This is a genomic window from Pseudomonas putida (assembly GCF_001976065.1).
GTDB lineage: Bacteria > Pseudomonadota > Gammaproteobacteria > Pseudomonadales > Pseudomonadaceae > Aquipseudomonas > Aquipseudomonas serbica.
Window position 1 is genome coordinate 1,104,854 of record NZ_MNAH01000001.1, and the last position, 15,952, is coordinate 1,120,805.

Sequence of the window (15,952 nt, forward strand, 5' to 3'; positions counted from 1 at the left end):
CGTTGTCGCCGTAGCCTTGGGCGAAAATTTGGTAGCCCACGTGTCCTTAGCGACACATCCGGTTAAAACATTAAGAATCTTTTTTGATGGCGTTTTGCCTTTTTTAGCTTTTTGGTTATAAAAAGACTCCGCTTTATAGGCTCAGATAGTAAAGCAGCGATATCATATGGCTACCACTGAATTATTGACGTCATTTTTTCTGAGCCCTGTGAAGCTCACATTGTTGTGGTGCCATGACCTTGACCCTTGCCCAGCACTTCCCCTAGTGTGCGCGGGACATTTTGTCCGTCGGCAGGCATCGGCCAGCGGAGCACGCCCCCATTCCCCTTTTGCCACCCGGCAAGGGCCTCGATCGAGTAACTGATTGTGAAAACCTTCCTCCATGTAGGTTGTGGTCCAAAGAGCAAGAACAGCACGACCAAGGGCTTCGCTTCTGAGCAGTGGCAAGAGCTGCGCTTTGACATCGATGAGAGTGTCAACCCGGACATCGTCGGCACCATGACCGACATGTCCCAGGTCAAGGACGCTTCGGTGGATGCGCTGTTCTCCAGCCACAACATCGAGCACCTCTATCCCCACGAGGTGCCGGTAGCGCTGGCGGAGTTCAAGCGAGTGCTCAAGCCTGGCGGCTTCGTGATCATCACCTGCCCGGACCTGCAATCGGTGTGCGCCCTGGTGGCCGAAGACAAGCTGACGGACGAGGCCTACCTGTCACCCGCCGGACCAATCGCACCCATCGACATCCTCTACGGTCATCGCCCGGCCATGGCCAACGGCAACCTGTTCATGGCGCACCGTTGCGGTTTCACCAAGAAGGTACTGACAGGTTCTCTTCAAGCGGCGGGTTTCGACATGGTGCTGCCGATCCAGCGTGCCCATCCGTTTTATGACCTGTGGGCAGTGGCGGCACTTGCGCCGATCACCGAGCAGGACGTGGTGGCGATCGGGAACGAGCATTTCCCAGGCTAAACCGCGCTGAACCGGGCTGCGCGCCATGCGCGCGCCCTCCAGCTGCATTTGCCAACGGAATCATTGGGTTACTGAATGGTCATAGACAGGGTTTCAACGCCGTGCGGGATTTCCACCGGCCGAAACCCTCTCACACCCGAACCTTCAGGATGCTCAAATGAAACGCGCAGTAATGATGACCCTGGCCCTTTCCAGCCTGCTCTTGCTGGGAGGCTGCGGACCTCACTGGGAAGACGGAGAAAGGTACGGTCGATATCACGATCATGATCATCGCCGCGGCTATGACCGCGATGATGATCGAGGGTATGACCATCGATATGATCGTCGTGACGATGATCGCGACAACCGTCGTTATCGCGATCGCGACGACCGCGACGACTGACACATTCAGGATCTTTGCAAAAGAGGGGTAGGGTGATCAGCTTCCCGGCTTACTACCTCTCTGATTGGCACCATCGTCCTGCGACTCCGCGTCTTTTGTTATCGAATGCGTATCGGCGCCGGAGTTCGAACCTGACGCTTCCTCGCCCTTTTTATCAGCCTTTTCCTCGTTGGATTCAGCGCCCTGGTTGAGCCCGGGAACGGCGGAAGGTGGGATGGTGGCATCCTCGGTGGTTTTCTCGGTGGCCAGCACATAAAGCGGCGAGGCCGAGAGCAAGCCCGTGAGCATGAGAGCGGCGAGGGTAGTGTTCATCGTTTGAGTCTTCCGTGCGAAGGGATGTATTGCATTGGAAGAGTGGCGCAATGGAAGGTGCGCCGTGGCGGACGAACGGCAAGGCGACGACAGCGCATTAATTTCCTTTGATCAAGGAGGGAACATGCACCTGTGGGCTAAGAATATGCTTCTGTGGCACGCGGGGAATGCTGCGCCCCGCGTTGTCATTTTCGATGAAAATTCTGCCTCATTTGTACTTGATCACGATCCCTTTGAGTTTGCGCCCCTCGATGGTCTGCACGTCGCGCGCCCACAGCGGCCCGTTGACGTAGGCACCCACCGCCTGGATATGGTCGTACACCACCACCACGGCATCGCCGCCGAGCTTGGCGGATTCTTCCCGCAGTTTTTGTTCGACCTCGGTAATCGGCGGGGCCGGGTCGACACTGGCGTCGATCACTATTTCACCCAGACGAACGTGCGGGCGAAGGGGCTCGGTGCGCAGCACCACGACTTCGCTGGGCAATGTCGGGGCAGGGTGTTCCACGCCGACGTAGGCGGTGGTCTGGGCATCGACTGTCGCGCAACCGCTGAGTGCCAGCAGGGCGGCGGTGAGTCCTCCGGCCAGCAGCGACAGTTTGAAACGGGTGGACCATGACGCGTCATGGGCTTGCATGGTGGGTTTCCTCCGAAGGGCCGCTGCTACACGTTTGGCAAGTTGACGGTAGCAGACGGCCCGGGAGTTGCCAGGCAGCCAGGATTTCGCCGTGAGTCATTGATCCTTTTCGCAGTTGATCATCCACGACACGCCAAAGCGGTCGACCAGCATGCCAAAGCGCGCTGCCCAGAACGTGGCCTCGAGTGGCATTTGTACCTTGCCGCCTTCGGACAACGCCGAAAACACCTGTTCAGCTTCCTTGATGCTGTCGACATTCAACGAAATCGAACAGCCGCTCATTTCTTCGGTGGGGCGATCAGGGGTGGTGTCCGAACCCATGATCGCCTGTTCGCCCACAGCCAGCCGTGTGTGAATGATCAGGTTATGCAAGTCCTTGGGCACGTGTTCGGCGGCAGGCGTTTCGCCGAAGGTCAGCATGGCTTCGATCTGGCCTTTGAGGCTTTCGGCATAAAAGGTGAACGCGGCTTTGCAGTCGCCATTGAAGATCAGGTAGGGATTGATTTTCATGATTGTGCTCCCGGTCATTGGAGGTACACATCGAATTGGACGCCTCGAACCAGCGCGAATTCCGATGACATTGACTGGGCAAGCAAAGCGCTAAAACGCGGCGGGAGCCTGGGTATTTTTAGATATTTTCTCGATAGTCCGCGCCAGGCTTATAGCCTCGCTCGGGCGCTTCGGTGCCAGCAAGCGCTCGATGGCACCGCCGACCATGTTCTCCAGCAACTCATTGTGCTCGCTTTCATCCAGCGCATGGGAGGACAGCCAGGTGGGAGCGCTGTTGAGCAGGGCGGCGATGGCATGACCAGCTGCCAGAAGCCCCGATTCGCTGAACCGCGAACGGGCGCCGAGTATCACCATCAATTGGCGCTCGTACTGCTCGCGCAATTGTCGAACCCGTGCCTGTTGCTCGTCGTTCAGGCAGTCGCTGTCGCGTTCCACCAGGCGATAATGCCAGGGCATGTCGCGATGCAGGTTCAGGTGCGCGCGGATCAGGCTGTTGAGCCGGTCGCGTTTTCCTGGCGCCTGTTGCTTGATGCGCCCCAGCGTAGCCAGCAGCTCTTCGTAGAACTCTTCGATCAAGTCCAGCAGCAGGTGCTGTTTGCTCGGGTAATGGTGATACAGCGAGCCTGGGGAAAGCCCCAGGCACGTCGCGAGCTCACGCATGCCGACTTGACCGAAACCCTTGCTGGCAAACAGCTCCAGCACCTTGTCCCGGTATTCGGCGAAACGCGAGCAACGCTCAGGCATAGGCATGGAAGCCGCGCCCCGTCTTGCGTCCCAGGTAACCGGCGGCGACCATTTCCTTGAGCAATGGCGCCGGGCGGTATTTGCTGTCGTTGAAGCCTTCGTGGAAGGCTTGCATGATCGCCAGCAGCGTATCCAGGCCGATCAGGTCCGCCAGGGCCAACGGGCCGATAGGCTGGTTGCAGCCCAGGCGCATGCCGGCGTCGATGTCCTCGGCACTGGCCAGGCCTTCCTGGAACACCAGGATCGCTTCGTTGATCATCGGCACCAGGATCCGATTGACCACAAACCCCGGGCGGTTGCCGGCGGTGATCGCGGTCTTGCCCAGGCGGGTCGCCATGTCCAGCGCCAGTGCATGCGTCGCGTCGCTGGTTTGCAGGCCGCGAATGACTTCGATCAGGCCCATCACCGGCACCGGGTTGAAGAAGTGCAGGCCGATGAAGCGTTCAGGCTGGCTGACGCTGGCCGCGAGCTGGGTGATCGACAGCGACGAAGTGTTGGAGGCGATCACGCACTCGGCACCCACCTGCGCGGCAACCTGTTGCAGCAAGCGCAGTTTCAGCTCGAGGTTCTCGGTGGCGGCTTCGATCACCATTTGCGCGTCGCGCAGGTTGCTGTAGTCGGTGCTGGTGCGGATCTTGTCCAGAGCGGCGTTTTTCTGCTCGGCGCTCAGGGTTTCCTTGGCGACCTGGCGGTCAAGGTTCTTGCCGACGGTGGCCAGGGCTTTTTGCAAGGCGCCCTCGCTGATGTCCACCAGGGTCACGTTGAAACCGGCCAGGGCGCAAACCTGCGCGATGCCGTTGCCCATGGTGCCGGCGCCGATCACGCCAATGTTTTGCAGATTCATGTTGCCGTCCTTTCGATAAACCCTGCGATACCTTGGCCGCCTTGATGGCCGAAAGCGTACTATTGCCGCGAGTCTAGAGCCGGCAGGGTGGTTGTCCTATGCCGAAACTGTTCAACGGCACTGATGTTTTTTGCCATTTCGGGTAATGGGGAGCGAAGCGTTCGCATGCGGGAAAAGGACTCGGTGGCCGCCTACTTCGTGCAGGCAATGATCCACGGGCTGGAGGACGATCCACAGCGTGTTCGAGCGGTGCTCGAGCAGGCCGGCATCGACCCGGCGGTGATTGCGCAACCCTCGGCGCGGGTGCCCGCCAGCGCGTTTGCAGCGCTGTGGCTGATCCAGATCCGCGAGCTCAACGACGAATTCTTCGGCCTCGACTCCCACGGCATGCCGCCGGGCAGCTTCGCCCTGATTTGCCGGGCCTTGATCCAGGAGCCCGATCTGCACAAGGCCATGCGCCAGTGCCTGGCCAACTTCAGCCTGTTCCTGCGCGATTTTCACGGCACCCTGACCGTGCGCGGCAAACGGGCGATCATCAGCCTGCAAAGCCAGGGCGCTAACGAAGACGTCAGCCGTTTCGGCGAAGAGACCTTCCTGGTGTTGATGATCAGCCTGCTGTGCTGGCTGGGCGGGCGGCGCATCCCGATCGACCGCGCGGACTTCCGCCATGAACGCCTGTCACTCAGCGACGACCGTCTGCTCTGGGGGCCGAACCTGACCTTTGGCGCCGAGCGCACCGAAATCGAGTTCGCCAGTCATTACCTGCGACTGCCGGTGGTCCAGGACCTGGCATCGCTCAAAGTGTTCCTGCGCACCGCGCCACAATGGTTGGTGATCCGCTTCCGCAACCAGCACGGCCTGGCATCCCAGGTCCATCAGCGCTTGCGCAACAGCCATTACAGCGAGTGGCCGACCCTGCAGGCCTTTGCCCTCGAACAACACCTGAGCCCCAGCACCTTTCGCCGAAAACTGGAGCGTGAAGGCTGTTCCTATCAGGAAATCAAGGACGAAGTGCGACGCGGGGTAGCGTTCGAACAGTTGCGCGAGAGCCAGGCCAGCATCGGCGATATCGCCGAACAACTGGGTTTCCAGGAACCGAGTGCGTTTCACCGGGCCTTCAAGAAGTGGACGGGGGAGAGTCCGGGGCGGTATCGGGCGCGGTTTCAGGAGTAGATGTGGGATTTTGACTAAGAGTTTGTGTGAATTTTCGCTGTTGTTTGCATGCAAAAAAGCCAGGTTGAATATTGAAATTTCTTGCGACTACAGTGTCCTCGTAACCGATGGCATGACCCGTCGAGGTGAGGTATTTGTTTGTTCCGAATTGGAGCTTTCAATGGATTGGAAACTGGCATGGATGATTTGGTCAAGGAGGTAATTCCGCTTCTCCAGTATTTGATTCCAGGATTTTTAGCCGCCTGGATTTTTTATTCCCTGACAGCTTTCAAGCGACCAGACACCTTTGGACAAATAGTCCAGGCCCTGATTTTTATCTTCGTGATTCAGTCGCTGGTGGTCGGATTGGGAGCGCTGATGATGGTTACAGGGGAGCGGTTTTTTTCGGTCGGCTCGTGGGACAAGTCGTCAGAGACCTTGTGGTCAGCGGTGATTGCGGTTTTGTTGGGTTTTGTTTCCTGCCATGTTGCCCGTAGCGACAAGCTTCACTCGCTACTCAGGCAGCTGAAAATCACCACGCAAACTTCGTATCCTGGCGAGTGGTACAGTGCTTTTTCGTCGAGGCCCAGATTTGTCGTGCTGCATTTGCTCGATGACAAGCGACTCTATGGCTGGCCCGTTGAATGGCCTTCCGCGCCCACGAGAGGGCAGTTTGTAATCGAAAACCCGAGTTGGCTCGATAGCGAAGGCGAGGAGTCCCAAATCGGGGCTGAAATTATCGTTATCGATGCTTCAAACGTTCAATGGGTCGAGTTTACGCAAAAGGAGTGATGACCATGACAAGTAAAGCGCCTCAAGAAATGCCTCCATGTTACAAACCGGGAACTCCTGGTGCCATTGGGCGCCCTCGGCCACCCGCTGGGCCTCCACCGGCAAAAAAGGAGTCTGAATGGCTGCGTCGGCGCGACAGGTAGCCATGCCCGCGGTCCTTCTTCGCTTCACTTCGCTGCTCGACCAGTCCCGGCGTGCCTTGCTCCTGGTCTGGGGCACCTCGCGCGCATTGTTCCTGGGCCTGGTGTTGGCCACGCTGGTCGCCGGTGTGCTACCGGCTTTGGCGGCATGGCTGGGGCAGCGCATTGTCGACGCCGTGGTCTTTGCCATGCAGTTGCATGCGCAGCAGGGCAGTGCGCCTTTGTGGCCGGTGGTGCGTTATGTACTGCTGGAGGCGGGTGTGCTGGCCTTGCTGTCTGGCGCCCAGCGTGCGCTGTCGGTGCAGCAGTCGCTGTTGCGGGTGCAACTGGGGCAGAAGGTCAACACCATGATTCTGGAAAAGGCCCAGACGTTGTCGCTGGTGCAGTTCGAGAATTCGGAGTTCTACGACAAGCTGGTGCGGGTTCGGCGCGAAGCCTCGACCCGGCCGTTGGCGCTGGTAATGAAGTCGCTGGGGCTGATCCAGAACCTGATCGTGCTGATCAGCTTCGGCGTGTTGCTGGTGCATTTTTCGCCCTGGGCGCTGGTGTTGCTGGTGGTCGGCGCGTTACCCGTGTTTTTTGCCGAGGCGCACTTTTCCGGGGATGCCTTTCGCCTGTTTACCCGGCGTGCGCCGGAGAGCCGGCAGCAGAATTACATCGAGACGTTGCTTTCCCATGAGGGCTACATCAAGGAGGTCAAGCTGTTCGGTTTCGCGCCGCTGCTGTTGCAGCGTTACCGCGACACCTTTGCCAGGCTTTATGCCGAGGACCGGCGGCTGACCCTGCGTCGCGATGGCTGGGGCTTTGTCCTCGGCCTGCTGGGCACCGCGGCGTTCTACCTGGCCTATGCCTGGGTGGTGGTCGATGCCGTCCACGGCAACATCAGCCTCGGCCAGATGACCATGTACCTGGTGTTGTTCAAGCAGGGCCAGGCGGCGGTGAGCAGCAGCCTGAGCGCCATCAGCGGCCTGTATGAGGATGGCCTCTACCTGTCGAGCCTCTATGAATACCTGGCCGAACCCGTGGTCGCCGACACTGGCCATCTGACGGTGGGTGCGGTGCCTGGCGATGGCTTGCGCTTCGAGAACGTCGGCTTCCGTTATCCGGGAGCCAGTCGCGACGCGCTGGTGGGCATCGACCTGCACCTGGTGCCGGGACGCAGTTTAGCGCTGGTGGGGGAGAACGGTTCGGGCAAGACCACGCTGATCAAACTGTTGACCCGGCTCTACCGTCCCGATCAAGGACGCATCCTGCTCGACGGCAGCGATCTGCAGGCCTGGGAGGAAGATGCGCTGCGTCGGCGCATAGGGGTGATTTTCCAGGACTACATTCGCTACCAGTTTTCCGTTGGCGAGAACATCGGTGTGGGCGACACGCTGGCGTTCAGCGATGAGCAGCGTTGGCAGCACGCCGCCACCGAAGGCATGGCCGCGCCGTTCATCGAGCGACTCGATCGCGGCTACGCCACGCAACTGGGGCGCTGGTTTGCCGGCGGGCTGGAGCTGTCCGGCGGGCAGTGGCAAAAAATCGCCCTGTCGCGAGCCTATATGCGCCGCGATGCCGATATCCTGATCCTCGACGAGCCGACCTCGGCGCTCGACCCGGCGGCGGAAGCGGCAGTGTTCGAGCATTTCAGCCAGCACACCCAGAACCGCATGACCCTATTGATCTCCCACCGTTTTTCCAGCGTGCGCAACGCCGATCACATCATCGTGCTGGATCAGGGCGCCATCCTTGAACATGGCGATCACGACACCCTGGTCACGGCGGGCGGGCGTTATGCGCAGCTGTTCGACCTGCAGGCACGGGGCTATCGATAATCCTCAGGAGTCCTGGGCATCCGCTGACACCATAGGCCTGGCGATTTGCGGCTTGGCCTGCATCAGGCCTTGCAGCGCCTGGCGATACTGGCTGCCGCCCCGGCTCATGCTGTTGTTGTGGGTGCCGCCGGGCACCAGCAACAGGCGCTTGGGTTCACTGGCGGCATTGAACAACTGCTGACTGAACCTCGACGGCATGAATTGATCGGCCAGGCCATGGACCACCAGCAACGGCATGTCGATGGCGACGATCTTGTCGATGGAGTCGAACTTCTGCGACAGCAGCCAGCGCACCGGCAGCCAGTTCACCGGGAGGTTGTTGTCGGCTACTTGCGCCACGGCATCGCCCAGGGAAGTGAAGGTCGACTCGATCACCAGCCCGCGCACCGGAACCGGGTGTTTTGCCTTTTTCGCCCGGGCGGCCAGGTCCGCCGCCAGGTCGATGGCCACCGCGCCACCCAGGGAGTGGCCGTAGATCAGGCGCTTGCTGGCGTCCGGCTGCATCACCGTGAAGCGCTCCCAAGCCGCTCGGGCGTCTTCATAAACGCTGGCTTCCGACGGCAGATCACCTTTGCTCTGGCCAAAACCCCGGTAGTCGATCGCCAGCACCGAATAGCCCATGGCGCGCAACTGCTCGATGCGAAAAGCCTGGCCGGTCAGGTTCCAGCGCACGCCGTGCAGGTAGAGGATCGATGGCGCATCGCGACTCGCGGCTGGCCACCACCAGGCATGCAGGTTTTGCCCGGCCTTGAAGTCCGCGGGCTTGATGTCGAATTCCTGTACATCCCGGGGCAAGCCGCGATACCAGCCGGCGGTACCCGGTTCGATGCGAAACAGCAGTTCGCGCTCTTTGTACTGGAGTGCGCCGCAACCCACGGGCACGCCGACGACTAGCGCGGCCATGCACAGCAGCGGCAGCCAGCGCAGGCGCAGATGAGTGAGCAGGGCAGAGGGCATCGGCTGGTTCACCGGCATGGACATGAAGCTCGCGTTTTAACAGATGCGCGGGTGGAGTGGGGGAAAATGCGACGGTCGTTAGGACGCCTCCTTGTGGGAGCGGGCTTGCTCCGTGCGTGACGCGGTCGCTCGCCAAGGACGACTATCGGCCAGAAGCGTCGGGTAGGCTAAGGGAGAAACCATGAAAACGCACAAATTAACCATGAACGTTTCAATCCGCCGACGGCATGTTCAAGCCCCATGGAACTGCTCGCCGATAAGTACACAAGTTACTAACCGGGACTTACTTCGCCAAATCAGATCCAAATATCGGAAATTTCTGATGGTAGGTTTTTTTTGCCTGTTTCTATACTGGACCCACATCCAAAGGTTTAAACGCCACAACTTGTCACGCGCGTAGCTATGCAGTCGAAGTGACTGCGGGCGGCTGAAAAAAAATTCTTGGCTGGAGGGTTTTCCTGGGGGGCGATAAAAACCAGAAAGCTATAAGTCAATCCTGAATAGGCTATTGGTGTTTGTTCGGGTTGTGAGTATCTGCATTTTGCTTAGTTGAATAATAAGAGCGGCGTTCAAATCACTTCAGACGGTTTGGCGCAACAACATCTTCTATAGCTATTAATCAGAGCCTGAAAAATGAACTTCTATGAAATCATCGGTTATGACCGTGACGGAACTGTTCGTGAACTTGATACGGCGCTAAACAAGGGGACTCTAAACACAAGGGATGTGACGTTTTCAGCACTTGGTTTTAATGCGCCAGGCTGGATCGCAGCCTCTTCGATGTCGATTCTTTACTCAATATCGGGCCACCATGCGCCGCTGGCCATTTTGATTGCGTACTTCTTTCCAATGCTGGTCATGGCTTTTTGCATGATCTCCCTCACTCGCCAGGCACCGTCGGCAGGCGGAGTGTTTACCTTCACCTCGCGATTTCTCCATACCAGCGTCGGGACCATTCTCGGCTGGGCGTACTCTATTGCCTGCACGGCAGTGATGGCCATGTGCGCAATCATCGGAACCGAATACATCCAGGCGCTTTTTCCAGCCCTGGCGGGTGCGCTTAACGCCAAATTGATCGGGACGGGTATGGTGCTGATCTTCCTGGCCATTTCCTGCAACGGCGTCAATGCCACAGCGAAAATCGCCAGTATCTTCCTGATTTTCGAGATCGCCGTCGTCGCCGGGCTCGGGTTGATGGGCATCATCGACCCTCAGGTTCCGGACCTGTCGGTTCTGTCCATGTATACGCCGCAAGGGGCGGATGGATGGTCGGCAATCGGGCCAGGGGTGCTGTTCGGTGTCTGGATGCTCGCCAACTTCGATTCGGCGATCAACTACATCGAAGAGTCGCGTATTCCCGTTCGAACCGTGCAACGCTCCATGTTGCTCGTTCTGACTAGCGCCTTTGTCATTTACACCCTCGCGGCTATCGGCTGGCAGTACGCCGTGCCCGTGGAGAAACTGGCGGCAATTATCGAGGATGGCAACGGTGGGCCAATCGCCGCTGTCGCCAACGTCTACTTGCCACCGACCATGGCCTGGATTGCATTGTTCGTCGTGATCACTTCGGCATGTGCCGGTTTGCAAATCTCTTCGAGTGCGGCTGCGCGTACGCTCTATCGAATGAGTGAAGAAGGGCATCTGCCGCTGGCACTCAGCGCTGTAAACAAAACAAAGTCGCCATGGCTTGCCAGCGTTATTGTCTCGGCCGTCGCCATTGCTCTGCTCTGGTGGAAACCGCTGGACAAGATTGTCTGGTACTACGACGTCGTGACTATCACGTTGGTGATGTCCTACATGGCCGCTATTGCAGCCTTTATTGTCATGACTTTCCGACGTCAGCGTTTCGGCATCGCGTTGGCACTGTCGATCCCTGCGGCTCTGGCCATTCTGGTTCTGGGATACATCGGTTATACCGCCGGAGCAAATCCGGTTTCACCAGAGGATCAATACACAGCCTGGTATCTCGGCGCGCTGACGATACTGTCTGGCGCACTGATTCTGGTGTGGCAATCGCGTGTCTCCAGGAAACCCGTACTTTCCAAAGTTAAAGCGTCCTGATTTGCACGCGCGGCGTTCATTTAAATCATCGGAGAACTTATGAAACGTGTTGTCGTTATCACTGGCGCTGGAAAGGGCATCGGGCTGGCAATCGCCAAGCGTTTTGCTGCAAGTGGCGATCATCTGGTCCTCAATTACTTCGACAACAAAGATCAACTGGACGCAGTAATACGAATTGCCGAAGACAACGGTGGCGACGGGTTCACCGTTCAAGCGGATATCAGTAATCCCGAAGCCGCGGCCGGAATCATCCTCGAGGCGCAGAGTCGCTATGGAAGGGTCGATATTCTCGTCAACAATGCCGGGAGACTGGTGTCGGCGACAGTAGAGCAAACGACCTGGGCGCAGTGGGAGCAGATGATCAGCACCAATCTCGGGGGTACCTGGGCCTGTATGCAGGCCGTGTTGCCGGGCATGCTCGCTCGCGGTCAAGGGCGGATTATCAACATCAGCTCCGAGCTGGGGCTGATTGGATTTCCCACCTACGCCGCGTACTGCGCTTCCAAGGGCGGGGTGATCGCGCTGACAAAAGCGGTTGCCAAGGAAGTGGCCCCCAAAGGTGTATTGGTCAATTCGGTGGCGCCGGGGCCGATCGAAACAGACATGCTGATCAACGACACCATCGAATACAACGATGAGACCCGCGCGACCCTTCCATTGAGGCGCTTCGGCAAACCGGATGAAATCGCGGCCATGGTCGAAGCCCTGGCCGGGCCCGCGGGTGATTACATGGTTGGCCAGATCATCAGCCCCAATGGCGGTGCTGCAATCTAGTTGGATGTCTCGTCTCGATGTTTTAACTTTAGCGAGTCATGAATTTACCCGTCGAATATGTGGCTCTTATTCTGCTAATAACAAGAAGGATACAAAATGAGCGCTGTAATGATTACCGGTGGTTTGGGCTATGTTGGCAGATACCTGACGAAAAAGCTCAGCGAACAAGGCGTCAAGGTGGTGAGTTACAATCGTGACTACTCCGAAGCCAAGTCTGAATTCATGACCCCTGTGCAGGGAGAGTTATTCGACATACCGAGGATTGTCAGAACCATCCAGGAATATGGCGTTGATCGTGTCATTCACACAGCGGCCATGTCACATCCCGACTTGTCCATAGACCTGCCCATTACGACGGTAACGGCGAATATCGATGGCACCATCCATTTGCTTGAAGCAATGCGATTGGCGGGCATCAAAAAGTTGGTAAACTTTTCTTCGGAAACGGTGTATGGGCATTTCGAGGGTGCGATTAATGAGCAGACACCTACTTACCCAACGACACCCTATGGTGTAACCAAGATTGCCACCGAGCACTTTGGCCGAGTCTACAATGATCTTTATGGTATGGAGGTGATTTCACTGCGAATTGCGGAAGTGTATGGCCCGGAAAATAAGATGCCGCAAGTGCTCAGGGATATACTTAAAACCGTCCATCGTGGTGAAGCTTTTACCTTGCCTTCGGGCGGAGATCATCGGTTCCACTACATCCATGTCGAAGACGTCGTGCGGGCAGTACTGATGGCGACTGAAACCAGAGATCTGAAAGGCGGTGTATTTAACATTGCCGGTGACCGCTCCTGGACGCTGCATCAAGCCGTTGAAATCATCAGGAAAATAATTCCTGATGCGCGCATCGAAGTTGGCGACGGTTATTGGCATCTCGATCGCCATGGGGAATGGGATCTAAGTGCAGCCGAGCGGGAGCTGGGGTATCGAGCGCGATGGTCACTTGAAAAAGGACTCACGCATTATTCCAACTGGTTGATTGATCACGAGTATTGATAGGGGCTGGATTGTTGTTGTTGGTGATTCGATAACGTTCAGTATCCACTGGTGATTAAGCATGATTGAAAATCCGATTGTCTGGCCAAACGGCGCTCGCTGCGCCGTCGCCTTTACCTTTGATATGGATGCAGACAGCATCCTGCATGTGGCGCACCCCAAGGATTCCGCGACACGAGTCGCCAGTATTTCGATGCTGCACTATGGACCCAAAGTGGCGATTCCGAGGATTCTGGAAACCTGGCGACGTTTCGAGATCAAACAAACGTTTTTCATACCGGCCTGGTGCATCGAACAATACCCACAGGCCATTGAAGCGATCGTCGAAGGAGGGCACGAAATTGCCCATCACGGCTACATACATGAGCATCCAAACGAGCTGACCCGGGAAGAAGAGGCTTATTGGCTCGATCGCGGTTGCGACACCATCAAGCGATTCACCGGCCAGGCACCGCGGGGCTGGCGGGCTCCCCTCTACAATATGTCAGAGCACTCGGCTGACTTGTTGATCGAGCGAGGCTTCAGTTATGACGCCTCTTTGATGGGGGATGATGTGCCTTATCTGTTGCGCACCGGGGCGGGAGAGCTGGTGGAGCTTCCATCCAGCTGGGCGCTGGATGACTGGCCTCAGTACATGCACAGCATCGACCTTGATTTCCAGATGCCGATTCAGTCGCCGCAACGCGCCGTCGAGGTTTTCAAGGCCGAGTTCGATGCTGCCTGGGAGTATGGCGCGCTCTTCGTTCCCGTCTGGCATCCGTTCCTTTCCGGTCGTTTGTCACGCTGGCATGAAGTGTCGAAGTTGATCGAATACATGATGGCCAAAGGTGATGTCTGGTTTGCACGGATGGATGAGATCGCCGCGCATGTCCAGCGCTGTGTGGCCACCGGCTCCTATACACCAAGGGTTGACAGGCTGCCTTATTATCAGGGACCGGTTAAAGCGCATCAGTAGTAGGGGGAGGCGACCATCGATGGATGGTCGCTACTCTGCCGGAATGAGGCTTGTTTCACTTCATTGAGTGGTCTTGGCCGAGTGCAATTCACAGCTTGTAGCCAATCTGCCGCAACAGGTTCTTGCGCCACAAGATGTCGTCGTCGACTTCAATGTCATTGGCACAGAAGCCATCCACTACGCCCAGGATTGCTCGCCCTTGTTCCGTCTCGGCGAGAACCACTTCAGTCGGATTGGCTGTCGCACAAAAAATACGGCACACCTCTGGAACCATTTTGATGGTGTTCAACACATTCAGCGGATAAAAACCGTCGCCCAGGAAAATGATGAAGCTATGGCCTGCGGCGATGGCTTTGGCATTTTTCTGTGCAAGTTCAATCATCAGGGTATCGGTGCCAGACCATCGAACCAGGCATTTGCCAGAGGCTTCACAAAAGGCCACGCCAAACTGGATACCTGGCACGGCATTTACCAACGCTTCGTGGATGTCCTCGACGGACTTGATGAAGTGCGTCTGACCCAAAATGAAATTCGTATCATCCGGCTTTTCGATTTTCAGCGTGATGAGTTGCATCTCAAACGCCTCCTTCCACGATGTTGCTAGCAGAGACTGGCAACAGATCAAGCATAGCTGCTCATTTGCCATTGCTCCGTGCACTGACTGCTTTTGGCCGTTCTCTGCCGATCATGGTTACAACGCGTGCTGGTCAAATCCGATGTAATGGTTGGTCAGAGCGAATGCAAGTGACTGGTCAGGTCGAACGCAAACGGGTGGTCAAGTGGAGCGCCATTTCGCATCAGCCTCACGAATGCTGACTGACACACCGCCTTCGCGAGCAAGCCCGCTCCCACAGGGTCTTGCGTTGCTTTCAGTCAACGCGCAGCACGATCTTGCCGATATGATCGCCAGCTTCCATCCGCGCATGGGCCTGCGCCGCCTCGGTGAGCGCATATACCTTGTCGATCATCGGCAGGCAACGCCCGGCCGCGAGCACGGGCCATACGTATTCGCGCAATTGTTCGGCGATCGAGGCTTTTTCTTCCCGGGTGCGCGGACGCAGCAGCGAACCGGTGACCGTCGCGCGTTTGCCCATGATCGCCAGCAGGTCGACGTCCTTGCCGACGGCGCCGCCGAGAAAACCCAGCATGACCAGTCGGCCTTCCATGCCCAATGCCGCGATATTCTGGTTCAGGTATGAACCGCCCATGATGTCGAGGATGACATTGACGCCCTTGCCGGCGGTTTTTTCCTGGATGACCTGGACAAAGTCCTGATCGCGATAGTTGATCGCTTCGGCCCCCAGTTGGCGGATCACCGCGCACTTTTCTTCGCTGCCCGCCGTGGCGAATGCCTTGACGCCGAATTCGCGGCACAACATCAAGGCGGTGGTGCCGATGCCACTGGTGCCGCCGTGAATCAGCGCGCGCTGGCCTTTGCTGGCGCCGCCCATGTCGAACAGGTTGGCCCACACCGTGAAGAAAGTTTCCGGGATCGCCGCCGCTTGCACCCAGTCCATGCCTTCGGGAATCGGCAGCGCCTGGCTGGCCGGGACCGCGCAATACTGCGCATAACCGCCGCCATTGGTCAGCGCGCAGACCTTGTCGCCGACGATGAAAGCGCTGACACCTGCACCCACGGCGACCACTTCACCGGCCACTTCCAGCCCGGGGTTCGGGTTCATGCCGGGCTTCATCGGGTACTTGCCGGCGCGTTGAATCACATCGGGACGATTGACCCCGGCGGCGTGCACGCGGATCAGCACTTCATCGTCGCCCGCCTTGGGCAAGGGCACCTGGCGCGGTTGCAGGACTTCAGGGCCACCGGGTCGGGTGATTTCAATCAGGGTCATGTCTTTGGGCAAATTCATTTCATATACCTGTGTGGAGAATCAAAAGAT

17 protein-coding genes are annotated in these 15,952 nt (G+C 57.8%); 9 read left to right on the forward strand and 8 right to left on the reverse strand.

Going from position 1 to position 15,952, the window contains the following annotated elements:
- Window positions 1–366: 366 nt before the first annotated feature.
- Both BKX96_RS05090 and BKX96_RS05095 read left to right on the forward strand, forming a co-directional pair.
- Window positions 367–969, forward strand: a complete 603-nt coding sequence (locus BKX96_RS05090) for a class I SAM-dependent methyltransferase (protein ID WP_077182936.1) — start codon at window positions 367–369, stop codon at window positions 967–969.
- Window positions 970–1,126: 157 nt separating this feature from the next.
- Window positions 1,127–1,351, forward strand: a complete 225-nt coding sequence (locus BKX96_RS05095) for a hypothetical protein (protein ID WP_077182937.1) — start codon at window positions 1,127–1,129, stop codon at window positions 1,349–1,351.
- A gap of 36 nt (window positions 1,352–1,387) precedes the next feature.
- Here the strand turns inward: BKX96_RS05095 and BKX96_RS05100 are convergent, their stop codons facing one another.
- From BKX96_RS05100 to BKX96_RS05120, 5 genes are all read right to left on the reverse strand, one after another.
- Window positions 1,388–1,663, reverse strand: coding sequence for a hypothetical protein (locus tag BKX96_RS05100; protein WP_046815488.1), 276 nt, complete (start codon window positions 1,661–1,663; stop codon window positions 1,388–1,390).
- 208 nt (window positions 1,664–1,871) lie between these two features.
- Entirely contained in the window at window positions 1,872–2,300 is a 429-nt protein-coding gene (locus BKX96_RS05105) for a YajG family lipoprotein (RefSeq protein ID WP_046815487.1), read from the reverse strand.
- A gap of 96 nt (window positions 2,301–2,396) precedes the next feature.
- On the reverse strand, window positions 2,397–2,810 hold the full coding sequence (locus BKX96_RS05110) for a VOC family protein (protein ID WP_077182938.1): 414 nt from the start codon (window positions 2,808–2,810) through the stop codon (window positions 2,397–2,399).
- Window positions 2,811–2,900: 90 nt separating this feature from the next.
- Window positions 2,901–3,560, reverse strand: a complete 660-nt coding sequence (locus BKX96_RS05115) for a TetR/AcrR family transcriptional regulator (RefSeq protein ID WP_077182939.1) — start codon at window positions 3,558–3,560, stop codon at window positions 2,901–2,903.
- Window positions 3,547–4,398, reverse strand: a complete 852-nt coding sequence (locus tag BKX96_RS05120) for a 3-hydroxybutyryl-CoA dehydrogenase (RefSeq protein WP_046815484.1) — start codon at window positions 4,396–4,398, stop codon at window positions 3,547–3,549. The genes BKX96_RS05115 and BKX96_RS05120 overlap by 14 nt, the downstream gene beginning before the upstream one ends.
- A 165-nt stretch (window positions 4,399–4,563) precedes the next feature.
- On the opposite strand from BKX96_RS05120, the gene BKX96_RS05125 reads away from it, so the two are divergent.
- From BKX96_RS05125 to BKX96_RS05135, 3 genes are all read left to right on the forward strand, one after another.
- Window positions 4,564–5,571: an AraC family transcriptional regulator gene (locus BKX96_RS05125; protein WP_046815483.1), complete on the forward strand. Its 1,008-nt coding sequence runs from the start codon at window positions 4,564–4,566 to the stop codon at window positions 5,569–5,571.
- A 177-nt stretch (window positions 5,572–5,748) separates the two neighbouring features.
- Complete coding sequence (locus BKX96_RS05130) at window positions 5,749–6,342, forward strand: DUF6338 family protein (RefSeq protein WP_077182940.1); 594 nt, start codon at window positions 5,749–5,751, stop codon at window positions 6,340–6,342.
- A 145-nt stretch (window positions 6,343–6,487) separates the two neighbouring features.
- A complete protein-coding gene (locus BKX96_RS05135) occupies window positions 6,488–8,302 on the forward strand; it encodes an ABC transporter ATP-binding protein (RefSeq protein ID WP_046815563.1) in 1,815 nt (604 codons plus the stop codon).
- Between the two features lie 3 nt (window positions 8,303–8,305).
- On the opposite strand, the gene BKX96_RS05140 is transcribed toward BKX96_RS05135, so the two are convergent.
- Window positions 8,306–9,259: an alpha/beta hydrolase gene (locus BKX96_RS05140; RefSeq protein ID WP_046815562.1), complete on the reverse strand. Its 954-nt coding sequence runs from the start codon at window positions 9,257–9,259 to the stop codon at window positions 8,306–8,308.
- Between the two features lie 633 nt (window positions 9,260–9,892).
- Here BKX96_RS05140 and BKX96_RS05145 point away from each other — a divergent pair.
- The 4 genes from BKX96_RS05145 to BKX96_RS05160 all read left to right on the forward strand — a co-directional run bounded on the left by BKX96_RS05145 (window position 9,893) and on the right by BKX96_RS05160 (window position 14,054).
- Window positions 9,893–11,320 (forward strand): APC family permease, encoded by a 1,428-nt coding sequence (locus BKX96_RS05145; RefSeq protein WP_046815481.1) that lies wholly within the window; start codon window positions 9,893–9,895, stop codon window positions 11,318–11,320.
- Window positions 11,321–11,359: 39 nt separating this feature from the next.
- Window positions 11,360–12,094 carry an SDR family NAD(P)-dependent oxidoreductase gene (locus BKX96_RS05150; RefSeq protein ID WP_046815480.1) on the forward strand — a complete coding sequence of 245 codons (735 nt, stop codon included), beginning with the start codon at window positions 11,360–11,362 and terminating at the stop codon, window positions 12,092–12,094.
- A gap of 96 nt (window positions 12,095–12,190) precedes the next feature.
- Entirely contained in the window at window positions 12,191–13,099 is a 909-nt protein-coding gene (locus tag BKX96_RS05155; RefSeq protein WP_077182941.1) for an NAD-dependent epimerase/dehydratase family protein, read from the forward strand.
- 61 nt (window positions 13,100–13,160) lie between these two features.
- On the forward strand, window positions 13,161–14,054 hold the full coding sequence (locus BKX96_RS05160) for a polysaccharide deacetylase family protein (RefSeq protein ID WP_046815478.1): 894 nt from the start codon (window positions 13,161–13,163) through the stop codon (window positions 14,052–14,054).
- 88 nt (window positions 14,055–14,142) lie between these two features.
- Here BKX96_RS05160 and BKX96_RS05165 read toward each other — a convergent pair whose 3' ends face one another.
- Both BKX96_RS05165 and BKX96_RS05170 read right to left on the reverse strand, forming a co-directional pair.
- On the reverse strand, window positions 14,143–14,628 hold the full coding sequence (locus BKX96_RS05165) for an adenosine-specific kinase (RefSeq protein WP_077182942.1): 486 nt from the start codon (window positions 14,626–14,628) through the stop codon (window positions 14,143–14,145).
- A gap of 295 nt (window positions 14,629–14,923) precedes the next feature.
- Window positions 14,924–15,922, reverse strand: coding sequence for an NAD(P)H-quinone oxidoreductase (locus tag BKX96_RS05170; protein ID WP_077182943.1), 999 nt, complete (start codon window positions 15,920–15,922; stop codon window positions 14,924–14,926).
- Between the last annotated feature and the right edge of the window lie 30 nt (window positions 15,923–15,952).